General features: G+C 36.7%; 10 protein-coding genes. 3 read left to right on the forward strand and 7 right to left on the reverse strand.

Annotation, left to right across the window (positions count from 1 at the left end; all coding sequences use genetic code 11):
* Positions 1-120: 120 nt before the first annotated feature.
* Positions 121-2,043, reverse strand: coding sequence for a serine/threonine phosphatase (locus H6F45_RS02470; RefSeq protein WP_190346373.1), 1,923 nt, complete (start codon positions 2,041-2,043; stop codon positions 121-123).
* Between the two features lie 1,435 nt (positions 2,044-3,478).
* Here H6F45_RS02470 and H6F45_RS02475 point away from each other — a divergent pair.
* Positions 3,479-3,658: a replication restart DNA helicase PriA gene (locus H6F45_RS02475; RefSeq protein ID WP_096565283.1), complete on the forward strand. Its 180-nt coding sequence runs from the start codon at positions 3,479-3,481 to the stop codon at positions 3,656-3,658.
* An 84-nt stretch (positions 3,659-3,742) separates the two neighbouring features.
* Here the strand turns inward: H6F45_RS02475 and rlmN are convergent, their stop codons facing one another.
* The 6 genes from rlmN to H6F45_RS02505 all read right to left on the reverse strand — a co-directional run bounded on the left by rlmN (position 3,743) and on the right by H6F45_RS02505 (position 13,396).
* Complete coding sequence (rlmN, locus tag H6F45_RS02480; RefSeq protein ID WP_096565281.1) at positions 3,743-4,828, reverse strand: 23S rRNA (adenine(2503)-C(2))-methyltransferase RlmN; 1,086 nt, start codon at positions 4,826-4,828, stop codon at positions 3,743-3,745.
* A gap of 47 nt (positions 4,829-4,875) precedes the next feature.
* Positions 4,876-10,314 (reverse strand): ATP-binding sensor histidine kinase, encoded by a 5,439-nt coding sequence (locus H6F45_RS02485; protein WP_190346374.1) that lies wholly within the window; start codon positions 10,312-10,314, stop codon positions 4,876-4,878.
* Between the two features lie 184 nt (positions 10,315-10,498).
* Entirely contained in the window at positions 10,499-10,852 is a 354-nt protein-coding gene (locus H6F45_RS02490; RefSeq protein WP_096565277.1) for a phenylpyruvate tautomerase MIF-related protein, read from the reverse strand.
* Positions 10,853-10,999: 147 nt separating this feature from the next.
* Complete coding sequence (cobM, locus tag H6F45_RS02495; protein ID WP_190346375.1) at positions 11,000-11,809, reverse strand: precorrin-4 C(11)-methyltransferase; 810 nt, start codon at positions 11,807-11,809, stop codon at positions 11,000-11,002.
* Between the two features lie 421 nt (positions 11,810-12,230).
* Complete coding sequence (lgt, locus tag H6F45_RS02500) at positions 12,231-13,109, reverse strand: prolipoprotein diacylglyceryl transferase (RefSeq protein WP_137667537.1); 879 nt, start codon at positions 13,107-13,109, stop codon at positions 12,231-12,233.
* A 53-nt stretch (positions 13,110-13,162) separates the two neighbouring features.
* Positions 13,163-13,396 (reverse strand): hypothetical protein, encoded by a 234-nt coding sequence (locus tag H6F45_RS02505; protein WP_190346376.1) that lies wholly within the window; start codon positions 13,394-13,396, stop codon positions 13,163-13,165.
* Positions 13,397-13,486: 90 nt separating this feature from the next.
* On the opposite strand from H6F45_RS02505, the gene coaD reads away from it, so the two are divergent.
* Both coaD and H6F45_RS02515 read left to right on the forward strand, forming a co-directional pair.
* Positions 13,487-14,038: a pantetheine-phosphate adenylyltransferase gene (gene coaD / locus H6F45_RS02510; RefSeq protein ID WP_137668895.1), complete on the forward strand. Its 552-nt coding sequence runs from the start codon at positions 13,487-13,489 to the stop codon at positions 14,036-14,038.
* Complete coding sequence (locus tag H6F45_RS02515; RefSeq protein WP_190346377.1) at positions 13,948-14,616, forward strand: DivIVA domain-containing protein; 669 nt, start codon at positions 13,948-13,950, stop codon at positions 14,614-14,616. The genes coaD and H6F45_RS02515 overlap by 91 nt, the downstream gene beginning before the upstream one ends.
* Positions 14,617-14,684 lie beyond the last annotated feature (68 nt).

Genomic DNA, 14,684 nt, shown 5'->3' on the forward strand with positions numbered 1-14,684 from the left:
TTATAATTCATAATTATTTATCTATCAGAAAAGAGAACTACTTGTAAAGACATGGCCTATCAACCTCATTTCCATTCTATGTCAACTTTGCCGATAGGGTTAACAGCTAGTTAGCATGAGTTAGCTTGTTTGTATCGGAGAAACCTTAACCCGAATCAATATAGCCGTAATATTGTCGTGACCATTGTATTCATTTGCTAGATCAACCAAGTCGCTCAGACCTGATTCCAAATTTGTACTCGAACTGAGCAACGGTGTGAGGTGAGTCTGCCAATTAGTTTCCAATAAATCATTATCTGATAACCCATCGGAAACCAACAACAGCAAACAATCTTCATGAATCTCAAAGAAATTGATATCAGGATGGACAAAATCGGCATCTCGTGGACCCAAAGCTTGAGTCAGTTGGTAGGCATCTGGACGAGCATAAGCTACACTGGGAGATAATCCTTTAGCAATTTCCCGTTGACCCACTTCATGGTCTACAGTCATTTGTTCTAGACCGCCCTTGGGTGTGAGGCGATAAAGACGACTATCTCCCAGATGGGCAACTGCTAACTTAGTGTTTTGCATCAATAACATCACCAAAGTTGTACCCATGCGCCCCACACCAGAACGCAGTCCTTGTTGATTGAGATCATAAATCGTTTGATTAGCTAACAAAACCGCTGCTTCGATCATTTCAGATGTTGGTAGTTCCTCCCCAACCCACTTTTCTTGAAAGTATTTTCGCAAAGTAGTTACAGCCAACTCACTGGCCACCTCACCTCCAGCGTGTCCCCCCATACCATCACAGAGAATATACAAACCCCTAGCTTGCAAATGGCGATTTCCAGGTACATCCAGCTTTTGCTGCTTGGTTTCAATGGCAAAATAATCTTCGTTGTGATCACGTTGACGACCGACATCAGTGCGTCCTACATCTTCCACACTCCTTAATTGCATTGGCAAGATAATTGTCGGTGCATCTTCATTTCTTTCCTCATCCTGACAATTATCATCTTGCAACAAAGTTGGCGCAGAAGTATATTTTGTCTCTGTAGAAGCAAGACCAGAGTTAGAAGGTGATTGTAGTTCTGTGGATATTTCCTCCAAATGCGATCGCAATTCTTCCCCAGTTGCAATCTTACCAGCTTCTAAATCATCCAAAATTTCCACAAGAGAGGCAATATGAGTATGTTGAGACTGTAGACATAAATTGCGCCAAACCCTTCCCAAAGACTTGATAGTTAAAGGCCGCTCGCCATCAGTAGGCAAATTTTTAGTAGGTGTTTCCAGATCCAACCGTTGCAACCCCAGTGTTTGGTCTTCATCTAGTCGCAGATTTGATAACTTCAACAAACTTTGACGACAATTCACTGGTTTCAGTATCTCCCAAAGTTGGATCATCTGATAACACCAGTGTAAAATCTGTAGTGGATGGGTGGCTGGATCTTGCCACGCCTTCAGTAACAACTGCCAATGGGAACGGTCTTCAATCAGTACCACCTGCATATTATCTTGTTGCCAAGCATCGTGAATTATGGGTATTCCCGGTGACATTTCCTGTTGTAATGCCACATAAGCTTGAGCCAAACTAGGAATGCCAATTACACTCACCGATGGCACAATCAAACCCTGTGGTTGATGTTCCAGCATCGCCTCAATAGGTGAAATGTGAAAGGGTTGGCAATCTAAAACTTTGACTTTATACTCAGTACCACCCGCTATCACTTCCGGTTCTGGTAAAGGTTCTAATAATTGATAGCGTTGTCCCCGATCTAAAAATGAGCCTACCGCAAATTGTAGACGGGTGTTTGTGTTACCTATATCTGGTGTTAATTTTTCTTCCCCAAATTCGGAAAAGACGACAGATGTTTCTTGGGTAATCATTGCCCACCAAATCGTGCCACATTCTGCACCACACTTGTGACAGTATTGATTATTTAAAAGGACTTCTGCCCCACATTCAGGACAAGTCTTATAAGTTAAAGACGTGCCACAACTTTGACAAAACTTATTGTCATTGGGATTTTCAAATTGACATTGCGGGCAAATGAGCATAGTAGAAATTCCTTGCTTTTTCTTCTAAGATGCTTCTAGCTACTAAATCTATAACGTCTCTACTGGGATAAAATCTATCCACAATTACTAACTTACTGCCATATAGTTGTGTTTTATATTCTAGTATGACTTTTGACTTTTGACTTTTGACTTTTGACTTCCGCGAAGCGGTACTAGTTGTCTTCTAAATTCATAAAAGCCCATATCTGATATAGCTTTTGATAATTTCCCATTAGCTAACATCTCGGATACAGTCAAATCCTCTATCCCTATCACCGCGTGGTTTTTGCTAATATAGGGGATGCGGAATAAACCAAAAAGGCTCATAAAAAAGACGGTAGGTGCTTTCGTTATAGAGTCTTGAGTCTGAAAAACCTTGCACTTTTATGGGCAGCCAGAAATAAAAAAATGTCTTTAATTCTCCTCCTGACTCCTATTCCCATGACTTACGTCACGCTGCGCGAACACGAAAAGACTTTCTCAGCAACCCCTAATATAGGTCGTGATTTTATGTAATGTATCTTTTCTATAGCGTTTCCCAGTCTCATGAGGTACACCCTAATTTATTTACTGTTACCAATTCCTAATTCCTAATTCCCAATTCCCTAAGATAAAAAAATCTGTACCTCACTAACTTGGTAAATGCTGTAATGTTGGCTATTTTTTGGTGTAATCTCGCTAATTCGATAACTCTTAAAGTCTTACATGATAAGAAATAATGGGCAATTAATAATTAAGAATATCTATTACTAATTACCCATTTCTCATTACCCATTACTAATCTCTAGATTAGCAAAAGTAGTTGATTACTGTATTATCTCATGTTGGAAGTTTTGCTTAAATTATCACTGAGTCATGTAATGATATTTTCTCTAATAAAGGTAATAAAGGTAGTAAATACCACTATAGCCGAGAATATAAATGTAATCTGAAATACAATTTATACAGCGAAAAGCTTAACAAAATCTAAAGAAAAATATTTTGTGACTTAAAATACAGTTTTTCTTTTTCTGTGGCGGTTGAATACAAAAACAACCTATTTGAAAACAAAAGGATAAATATACTTGTCTCAAAGATTAAAGTACGGGGATCACTAAGAATGAAAACAAAAGTTACAGGAAAAGTAAATTTATATATCTAAAGTGTGACGAATAAAAATAAGAAGACTAAGATAATGAATAAGGATAAGTACCTGGGCAAAATTAATTTAACATTTTTGGAACAAACAAAAATCTCTGTATTCCTTATCTGTATCTGTTCCCTGTTAATAGTTCCCTGTTCCCTCTCCCAAATATAAAATTTATTTTGCACGACTACTTACGTGAAATTTTTAAATTGTTAAATTTGTTAAAAAAGAGCCGCCTCTGTGGCTATAAATCTTGACTGGCTAGAGTTACGGATTTTTACCAACATTATTTAATCCAGGGGTTTTAAAATGCAAGTTTTACAAAAAATTCATTGCCCAAATTGCGGCAGTACAGCTGAACGTCACTTTATTGCTGAGAGTCAAGTCACCAGAACCCAATGCCCAACCTGTGATTACCTGATGATTAGCTGCACTCGCACTGGTAGGGTTATTGAGGCTTATGCACCAGGTATTTATGCTAAAAAATAGTGATTGGTGATTGGTGATTGGTGATTGGTGATTGGGTAGTAATTTATAATTATGAATTATGAATTATGAATTATGAATTACCAATTACCTTTTATTTCTTCTCAGTTGTCCACAAGCTGCGTCTGCTTCTAAACCGCGAGAATATCTGACACTCACAGCAATGTTTTGTTGTTGGAGAACATTAACAAAAGCTTGTATTCTATCGCGGTTTGGTCTTTTATAATCTACTTCCTCGATAGGGTTGTAAGGAATTAAATTCACATGACTTTGAAAACCGCGCAGACGTTTTGATAATTCTAAAGCGTGTTCTGGTAAGTCATTTACTCCCGCTAAAAGGATATATTCAAAAGTTACTCTGCGTCCGGTTATTTCTACATATTCTCGACATTCTGCGAGTAAGTCTTCGATGGGGTAGGGTTTAGCACTGGGAATAATTTGCTCTCTTAATGTTTGGTTTGGTGCATGAAGACTGACAGCGAGGGTAATTTGAAAATGGTGTTCGGCTAATTGACGAATGCGATCGCGAATACCTACAGTAGAAACAGTGAGCGATCGCGCTCCTATTCCCACATCTTGATTTAAAGATTTCAAAGCCAAAATTACATTTTCCGTATTCAACAACGGTTCACCCATCCCCATAAACACCACATTACTCACCCGTTGCTGAAAATCTTCCTGTACAGTTAAAACTTGATCCACAATTTCTGCACGACTCAGATTACGTTTAAAACCTCCTTTCCCCGTCGCACAAAAATCACAGGCCATTGGACAACCAACTTGAGTAGAAACACAAACCGTTAACCGCTTATCACTGGGAATACCAACAGTTTCAATAATTTCTCCATCTGCTAATTTCAACAGATATTTTACCGTATCATCAGCAGCAACAGAACGATAATGTAGAGATGAACGACCTATAGGAATATCTATAACTTTTTCTCGCCAACTTTTAGGAAATACAGAAACATCTGCTAAATTACGCACACCTTTATCATATATCCAATTATGTAGTTGTTTCCCCCGGTATCCAGGTTGTCCTTGTTCTTGAACCCAAGCGGTTAACTCAGCTACCGAAGCACCGAGAAGAGGGGAAACAAGTTCAGAGTTTGCAGTGGTAGAGTTTGTAGAGTTAGTGGAATTTACCAGAGATACCAGGGGTGTAGCAGACATAAAAAAACCATAATTTGATTCTATATCTCTATCCTACACCCATGCTCTCAACTTGTGTTGCTTTTCTGACGCGAATTAATAGGAATTTGAATAATAAATTCTGTACCCATTCCCGGTTCAGACAAGCACTCTATTCTCCCACTATGTTTGTCTACGATAATTTGATAACTAATTGATAAACCTAAACCTGTACCTTCACCAACAGGTTTAGTTGTGAAAAAAGGATCAAATATCCGTTGTTTAATTTCTGGATTAATTCCCATTGCATTATCTTTAATGGAAATTTTCACCCAATCATTATTAATGATAGCTGTACTAATTTTAATTTGACTAAAATACAATTCTTTTTCCGCTTTTGATAAACTCTGCTCATGTTGATATAAAGCATCAATCGCATTACTGATAATATTCATAAACACCTGATTTAGCTGCGAAGCGTAACAGATAACTAAAGGTAACTTACCATAATCTTTAATAACTATATTTTGTGCATAACCTAACTTTTCCTTAAACCGGGGTTGCAACAGCATTAATGTACTTTCAATCCCCTCATGGATATCTACAAACTTCATTTCTGATTCATCTAAACGGGAAAAATTACGTAATCCTAGAACAATGTTGCGGATACGATCTGCACCTACAGACATTGAACTGAGTATTTTTGGTAAGTCTACAATCAAAAAATCTAAATCTATTTCTGCCATCTTTTGTTGCAATAAAGATGTAGGTTGGGGATACTCTTGTTTATAAAGATTGAGCAAATTTATCAAAGCTTCAATATAGTTTTGAGCATGATCGATATTACCATAGATAAAATTTACAGGATTATTAATTTCATGGGCAATACCAGCAACTAATTGTCCTAAACTAGACATTTTTTCCGTTTGAATTAATTGCAGTTGTGTAAATTGTAATTCCCGCAGTGTTTTTTCTAAGTGCAGATTTTTTTCATTTAATTCCTGAGTTCTATTGGCAACTTTTTCTTCTAATTTACCATAGAGTTGGGCATTTTCTAAGGAAATAGCTGCTTGGGAAGATAAAAGTTTTAATACTTTCAGTCTTTCCGGGGTAAATGCACCTACTGTTAAATCATTTTCTAAATAGATAATGCCGATAACTTTACCTTGATTGCAAATAGGATTGCAGAGAATAGATTTAGGTTGATATTTAATAATATAAGGATCAACAGCAAATGTTTTTTCATTAGTAGCATCATTAATCAAGATGTCTTTTTGAGTATTCAAAACATAATTGATAACGCTTAATGGTAAGTTTTGATGCTCACTGAATTGTGTAAAGTTTAACTCAACTTTTTGGTTTTCTCGATATTGTGGTACAACAAATAAGTTGCCTTCTTGCTGTAAAATAAAAACAGCTTTTTTTGCTCCTGTATTTTCTACAATTACATCCAGTAAAGTATGTAGTAATTTTTCTATCTTAATTTCCGAAGAAATGGCTAGAGATGCTTTAGTAACTGTTTCTAAATCTAAAATTGCTGATACACTGCTATTGCTAGAATCAGATATAAGCTTACTAATCAAATTAGGTTCTTCACTGTCTATTGCTTTTTGCTTGAGAATAGGAATAAGTAGCTGAGGATAGGTTATTTCTAAATCTTCTACTTTAGCTTTAGCACCCCAATTAACATAACAATAATAAGCATCTATTAAGTAAGTTTGAGCAATTTTTATTTTACCAGATTCCAGATAAAATTGAGCAGCTAATTCATTCGCAATTGCTTCTTCTTGGATATATTTATTTTCCTTTGCTCCAGCAATTGCTTGATCATAAAGTTCCATCGCTTGCCAATTATTACCCAAAACTCTTTCTATTTCTGCTGCCACTAAATCATACTTATGCTGATAGTTTTGCGGTGCATGATTAGCCCAAAATTGCATTTGTTTTTGATTGGCTAAAACAGTTTTTAAACTTGTCTTTTGTTCGCTTATAGATTGATTTGGATATTCAGCCAAAAGAGATAAAGAGTAGTATAAATTATGGTAACTTACAGTAATTTGTCCAACAACATACTTTAAATATTCCTGTCCTTTAAACGCACTTTCAAGGGATTTTTCAGTATTTCTAAAAAAATAAAAAAATATACTTTTTGCTAAATACAAAGAAAACAATGTTGTAGAGCTGTTGGTCTCTAATAAAAGTGGTAATAATACAGATTCATTAAATGAATTACCACTAAAATCCGATTTCTTAATATTATTGCTATCTAAAAAATTCAACACAAACTGTTTCCAGACTTGGTGAACAGGAACAGTTCCCTCTTGCTTGAAATTACACATTAAATGTATATATGTTTCGAGATGCTGAAATATAGATGCTAAATTTTCTCCATTTAATATCATATTTATATTGTACATAGCGGAAGCATAACCAGCATATTCTAAATCTCCCACTTCTATACCACAATTTATAGATTCCAGTAAACTATCTATTGTTTTATCAACATGATTTTTCCAAAAATTAATATTAGCATTCCACATTACCAAAACTCTACATTTGATTTCTTTGGCATCCAATTTATCCAATAAATTCAAAGCCAATTTACCATAGCGGTATCCAGTATCAATATCTAAGAAAAATCCACATAATATTACACCATAATTCACATACCCATGAGCAGAACTTGAACAATTACCATATTTAACCGATAAATGTATCATTGTAAAAATAATTGCTGGAAATAATGCCGGATCAACAAAATAACTAGCAGCAGTCATGTTAGCTAAAATCCGCATCGCTGCAATTTTATCCGGTGCAGTCATCACAGGTAAATTGATTAAATCATCAACATTTAAGTTTTCTGGTGGTTCTTTTTCTAAGTTAACTCCCAACAAATTGGTAATATTTAAACCTGTTTCAATGGCTAATTGGATTTGTACCTGAGCCATATATATTTGCATTTCTGCTTCATATACTTTCACTTGATCAAGTAAACTATGTGCATGGTTTTTGACTATTTTTATATAGGTTTGTGCTTGATCAAAATTAATGTTTAAAAATTCGGCTTCGACAGCTTCTACATAAAGATTTAAAGTCAAATCATACTGATTTTGCCAACTATCTATTGCTAACAGTTCTAAACCCATTCTTAAATATATCACAGCGGCTTCATAAGCTGTAGACAACTTAGCTTTTTGCCCTGCAATTAAGTTGAGTTTAGCTAATTCATATTTATCTAATTCATTAGTAATTAATTCAACACTAATATTAAGCTGGTTGACTATTTCAAATATTCTTTCTTCTAGTTCCCCAGAATCAGTATTTTTTAAAATTAATTTGCCGATTTTCAGGTGTGTTGCTTGTTTCTCCGCATCAGGAATCAAGAAATAAGCAGCTTGTTGTACTCTGTCATGGAGAAACTTATATTTAACTGTCAGTCTTTCCAAATTATTTAATTTTAATTCCGCAGCAGATAAGGAAATAACATCTATACTATCTGCACTATCTACATAAAATTTATAACTTTCATCTTGTGGTAAAATCAAACCTTGTTTCAAAGCATTCCATAAATTTGTAGCTATTTTTAATTGTGATTTTTCACAGACGATAGATAAAGTATATAAATCAAATTGATTACCTATACAAGCTGCAATTTTCAAGATGTTTTGTGTATCAACTGGTAATTTTTTGATTTGCGTTCCTAAAAACTCTACAATATCATCATTTTGATATAAAGCCTTAGCTGCATAAATATCACACTGCCAATAACCAAGATTAAAATTAAAACTAATCAACCCATCCTCATACATGGATTTCATAAATTGATTAGTAAAAAATGGGTTTCCTTGGGTTTTGATTAACAGTAATTCAGTGAGAGATTCTGTTTCAGATTCTGGACAATATAAAGTATCTACTATTAGTTGATTTAAGTGTGATTTATCTAAAGGCTGTAGGTTTATTTGATTAAATATAACATCTGCTTTGCTAATATTATCTAAGGTGATTATTAAAGGATGTCCAGTATAGACTTCATTATCTCGATATGCACCAATTAACAATAAATATTGAGTATCTGTTTCACTAATTAATAATTCTATTAACTTCAAAGAAGCTGCATCAGCCCATTGTAAATCATCTAAAAAAATTACTAATGGATGTTCTTTTGTGGCAAATATTTGAATAAATTTACCAAAGAGAAAATTAAAGCGATTTTGAGCAGCACTACCTGTAAGTTCTGGGACATCAGGTTGCTTACCAATCATATTTTCTAGTTCGGGAATGACATCAATGATAACTTGTCCTTGTTCTCCCAGTACGGATAGAATATGATTTTTCCATTCTTGTAACTTGTCGGTACTTTCGGTTAAAAGTTGCTGTAATAAACTCTGCAATGCTTTTACTAAAGCCGACAAAGGAATATTGCGTTGAAATTGATCATATTTCCCAGAAATAAAATAACCTTTTTGACGGATAATAGGTTTATGAATTTCATTAATAACCGCAGTTTTACCAATACCAGAAAAACCAGCTACTAAGATTAATTCTTTATTGCCATTACTGACTCTTTCAAAAGCATCCAATAAAGTAATAATCTCATTTTCTCTACCATAAATTTTATCAGAAATTATAAATCTGTCGGCTATATCTCTTTGTCCTAAATCAAAATTAGAAATTGCACCTTGATTTAATAACATTTGTTGACAGATTTCTAAATCATATCTAATTCCCCTGGCTGTTTGATATCTTTCCTCTGGTGTTTTTGCCATTAATTTCAGAATGATATCTGCTACAATCTCAGGAATTTGGGGATTAATTTCCCTGGGATGTTCAGGAGTTTTCGCCAGATGACAATGCACCAACTCTAAAGGATTATTACTCATAAAAGGTAATTGTCCTGTGAGTAATTCATACAATGTCACACCCAAAGAATAAAAATCCGTCCGGTAGTCTATCCCGCGATTCATTCTTCCCGTTTGTTCTGGTGACATATAGGGAAGCGTTCCTTCTAATACATTTAGGTTTTTAATTTCAGCAACTTCTTTAGGTAAAAGACAAGAAATACTAAAATCTATGAGTTTAATTTTCTTTGTTTGTGGATTAATAATAATATTTTTGGGCTTGATATCTTTATGAATAATTTTATTTTGATATAGATATTCTAACGCCTCAACAATGGAAATAGAAATATGGAAAAACCAATCTAATGTTAATGGTTGCCACTTAGCATATTGATGAAGAGATATGCCGTCAATATCTTCTAAAATCAGAGCATAACTATTACCATAAGTTTCTAAAACATAGGATTTGATAATATTCGGATGTTCTATTTCTTGGGTAATTGTGAACTGATTTTTTAAGGATATCAATTCGTGCAATTGGGGATATTGTGCGTTTAAAGTTTTGATGATGACTGGAGTTTGAGTCTTTTCTTGCTCACCACGATATACAGTCGTTCTAGTGCTAACATGAATGACTTCTGTGATGCGATAACCAGGAATAGTGATAGCAGAGATATTACTCTTGCTCATAACTCATTATTTGATAAATAGGGAATAGTTAGGTTTATTTATTTAGACATCAACTAAATGCTTTAGACAACTTTTGTAGAGACGCTTCATGGAACATCTCTAGATTATTTGTCCCCAGATGTCTATTTAATCTGAAATTTATTAGCTGATAGCTGATAGCTGATAGCTGAATGCTTAAAAAACATTAACCAAAGGTTGTACTATTCCAACCCCACATAAAACCCTTAGCGTCAGCAAATTCTATATAAATTCTATTTGTAGGAACACCCAAGCAAAAGTTAATTTCCTGGCAAAATTCCTGACTCATAGCTAAAGTTTGTTCAGGTTTCATTGTGCCAACACTTTTAATTTCAATATAGCAAACTGGCTCTGTAGTTCCCGCAAAAGTCATGGGTACTTCAGGTTCAAAAGCTGTCATGACATAAGATTCAGGTTTACCTGTATGTTTAGCTAACTTCGCTGATAAACCTTTGAGCATGGACTCAATTTTAGCTTTTTCTGGAGCAGATACAGAAGTTTGGACTTTGATTAATGGCATAATCAACAATTCAAAATTTAAAATTACAAAAAAACCAAATAATTGCCGGAATAATCTTAATGAATTTTCAAATCTTCATTAAAATTTGAGAATTGCCATCCTGAGAAGGTAGCAATGATTCTCCTAATTTTACTTTGTTTTCTGCATTCAGTGATGAGATGAACGAAACAAATGATTATGTTGTGGATGGTATAAACGAGAACGACTTGTTACTGGTAAGAGGGCAGGACTAATGATATAAAGTGTAGTTCGCAGTAATTGTTCTTGTTGAGTACATTCTGCCATTTTGTCAAGAGGAACAACCCGGATTTTTTCATCAGGCCACCCGATACGAAAGCAAATAGCGACTTGGGTTTGTGGTGGGTAATGTTCCAAGAGTTGAGCTTGGGCATTGGCAACATGACGCGCACTCAGGTATAAACACAAACTAGCTTGATGTGCAGCCAAACTAGCCAATTCCTCTCTGGCTGGTACTTCTGTGCGTCCACTGATGCGGGTGAGGATAATACTTTGTACCAAATTAGGCACTGTTAACTCTATCTTGAGTTTAGCGGCCGCAGCTTGAAAAGCACTAATACCAGGGATAACTTCAAAAGGAATATTCGCCTCCGTCAAAAGCTGCATTTGCTCATGGATAGCACTGTAGAGACTAGGATCACCAGAATGAAGACGCACCACAGACTTATGCGATCGCACCGCTTTCACCATGATCGGTAAAATCTCTTCTAAAGTCTTATTCGCCGTTTTAATAATCTCGGCATCTTGCCGACAAATATCTAAAATCTGTTCTGGAATTAAAGAATCAGCAAATAAAATTACATCAGCCCTAGAGAGGAGTTTTTGCGCCTTAACCGTTAATAAATCTGGATCTCCTGGTCCTGCTCCCACAATATACACTGCTGATTCTAAGGGAGGAATCAAACTTGCATCACTCATATCATTCGTACATTCACTCATAAAAACCTACACAACTATTCCCAAAAAAATTTTTTTGGCATTTCTTGACTACCCTTCCGGATCAACGCTCCTAGCCTAGTAGAGAGATATGGTAGATGCACCCTGGTTAAGCCCTAGAGAAAACTCTGGGGCATTTTTTATTTTTGGGCAGGACCAGGAAGACAAGGAGGGAAGGTAGACAAGGAAGATTTGATACGCACAACAGTATTTTAACGGACTTTTTTGGTTACCAAGAGCATCTGATTTTGTACGGTTTTCCTCCCTTGTCCACTGTCCTTCCAAGTCATCCAAGTCTTGCCCTCACGACAATGTAAAAAACCTACCCCTGTGAGGGGGCGGGGGCGGGGTGCAGGGGAGAGGTATTTTCCCCCTTGCTCCCTGCTAGAAAGCTCCTTGTCCTCTTCATTTCCCCAGTCACTAATCACCAATCACCAGTCACCCCATCACCTTTAGAGGAAGAAACAACATCAGGTAAAGGGCGTTTGAATAAATAAAGCCAAGCTAAACCAGCTAAACCTAAAGAAATTCCCGTTAAACTAACTATTTGTGCAATCCTGAGTAGACCTAGCATCAAGCTATCTGTGCGTAAGCCTTCAATCCAAAATCGTCCTAAGCTGTAAGCTACCCAGTAAACGAGAAATAATGTCCCTACCTTTAGGCGTGGTTTGCCAGATAAAGCGCGAAAAAATAAAGTTAGCAGCAGGGCAAAACCCAATAAATTCCACAGAGATTCATAGAGAAAAGTGGGATGGAAATATTCAAAATTAGCCAAGTTGGGGGGACGACGATCCAAGGGAATATACAGCTTCCAGGGTAAATCCGTTGGTCTGCCAAAAGCTTCAGAATTGAAGAAATTACCCCAACGTCCAATCGCTTGCCCTAAAATCAGCGAAGGCGCTACTAAATCTGCTAATTGCCAAAAAGATATCTTTTTGACTTTGGCAAAGATTAATGCCGCTATGACACCACCAATAATTGCTCCATGAATGGCAATACCTCCCTGCCAAATGGCTATAATCCTCTCTGGATGCTGGGAATATTCTGACCATTGAAATAAAACATAATATAGCCTAGCTGCGGGAATAGCCCCAATTACCAGCCAAATCGACAAATCACTAATTAACTCAGGATTAACATGACGACGCTTTGCCAGATATTGCGAAAGACTAACGCCAATTAACACGGCTGAGGCAATCAACAAGCCATACCAGCGAATAATCACTGGACCAAGTTCAAATATAATTGGTCCTGGAGAAGTAAATTGAAATCCCAAGAGCAAAGCAGAAAAATCCAGTGCCATGCAAAATTACCTAAAAAAGTTGATTGACTACTGCTATTTTCTCGACCTCAACATCATAAGCTGGACTGGGGACTGGTGACTGGGGACTGGGGACTGGTGACTGGTGACTGGTGACTGGTGACTGGGGACTGGGGACTGGTGACTGGTGACTGGGGACTGGGGACTGGGGACTGGTGACTGGTGACTGGGGACTGGGGACTGGTGACTGGGGACTGGGGACTGGGGACTGGTGACTGGGGACTGGGGACTGGTGACTGGGGACTGGTGACTGGTGACTGGGTAATCACTTTTATGTTTTTTAATCAGCTATTCCCTATTCCCTATTCCCTATTCCCTGTATGTCGCTATAATTACCTAAAGCTGTTTAATTTACATAAATGATTGCTATTTATCCGGGGAGCTTTGACCCTATTACATTGGGACACCTTGATATCATTCAGCGCGGTAGTCGGCTGTTTGACGAGGTAATAGTGGCTGTATTGCGAAATCCTAACAAAATACCACTTTTTCCGGTGCAACAACGGATAGAACAAATTCGTCTGGCTACAAAACATTTACCGAATGTGGAGGTAGACAGTTTTGATGGACTTACCGTTAACTATGCCCAAATGCGACAAGCACAAGTTTTGTTACGTGGTTTACGAGCAGTTTCCGATTTTGAGATTGAGCTACAAATGGCTCACACTAATAAAACACTTTCCACTCAGATGGAAACAGTTTTTCTGGCCACCTCAAACGAGTATAGTTTTTTAAGTAGTAGTGTGGTAAAAGAGATTGCAAAGTTTGGTGGCTCTGTCGATCATCTTGTTCCCCCACACATTGCCCTGGATATATACCAATGCTACAACCAAAACTCTCCAAACCTGAACCCAACCACAACGGAAAAAATGTCCCACCTCAAGAAAACCCCAACGGACAAGGAGGTGTAGATATTCTCCAAGAACTTAACCGTTTAGAGGATATGATTCTTGCTGGTTTGCAAATTCCTTTGACTGGACGCACGCTGATAGATGAAGATAAGGTTCTAGAACAGCTTGATTTTGTGCGTGTTTCTTTACCGTCGGTGTTTCAGGCAGCAGCAGAACTCCTTCAAAACAAGGAGGAAATCATGCTGGAAGCGGAGGAGTACGGACAGCAGGTGGTAGAAGCAGCACAGGCTAAAAGAGCGCAAATTTTGTCTGATAGCGATATTATCAGACAAGCAGAAAGGGAAACTGAACAACTGCGTCGCAAAGTGCAGCAAGAGTGTGACGCAATGATGCAAGATACTCTGGCAGAAATTGAACGCAAAAAACGTGCTTGTATGCAAGAGTTAGAGGAAATGCGCCAAAATGCGATCGCTCAAGCTCAAGAAATTGAAGATGGTGCTGATCAATATGCCGATAATGTTCTAGAAAATATCGAACAGGATCTTCAGGAAATGTTACGAATTATTACTAATGGTAGATTACAATTGCGAGGAGAAATACCTAAGCAACGTAATTCGACCTATCCTAAGAAAAAATAATTTGTTCAATACCCAATATAGATCGTATCCGATTTCCAACTTTACCCAGAATCACTGTTGATCATCCA

The sequence above is a fragment of the Sphaerospermopsis sp. FACHB-1194 genome (assembly GCF_014696235.1).
Classification (GTDB): domain Bacteria; phylum Cyanobacteriota; class Cyanobacteriia; order Cyanobacteriales; family Nostocaceae; genus Sphaerospermopsis; species Sphaerospermopsis kisseleviana.

What these genes read in the sequence shown, in the direction of transcription:
- H6F45_RS02470 (WP_190346373.1), bottom strand. Translation starts at nt 2,043, where the DNA reads ATGCTCATTTGCCCGCAATGTCAATTTGAAAATCCCAATGACAATAAG.
- H6F45_RS02475 (WP_096565283.1), top strand. Translation starts at nt 3,479, where the DNA reads ATGCAAGTTTTACAAAAAATTCATTGCCCAAATTGCGGCAGTACAGCT.
- rlmN (WP_096565281.1), bottom strand. Translation starts at nt 4,828, where the DNA reads ATGTCTGCTACACCCCTGGTATCTCTGGTAAATTCCACTAACTCTACA.
- H6F45_RS02485 (WP_190346374.1), bottom strand. Translation starts at nt 10,314, where the DNA reads ATGAGCAAGAGTAATATCTCTGCTATCACTATTCCTGGTTATCGCATC.
- H6F45_RS02490 (WP_096565277.1), bottom strand. Translation starts at nt 10,852, where the DNA reads ATGCCATTAATCAAAGTCCAAACTTCTGTATCTGCTCCAGAAAAAGCT.
- cobM (WP_190346375.1), bottom strand. Translation starts at nt 11,809, where the DNA reads ATGAGTGAATGTACGAATGATATGAGTGATGCAAGTTTGATTCCTCCC.
- lgt (WP_137667537.1), bottom strand. Translation starts at nt 13,109, where the DNA reads ATGGCACTGGATTTTTCTGCTTTGCTCTTGGGATTTCAATTTACTTCT.
- coaD (WP_137668895.1), top strand. Translation starts at nt 13,487, where the DNA reads ATGATTGCTATTTATCCGGGGAGCTTTGACCCTATTACATTGGGACAC.
- H6F45_RS02515 (WP_190346377.1), top strand. Translation starts at nt 13,948, where the DNA reads ATGCTACAACCAAAACTCTCCAAACCTGAACCCAACCACAACGGAAAA.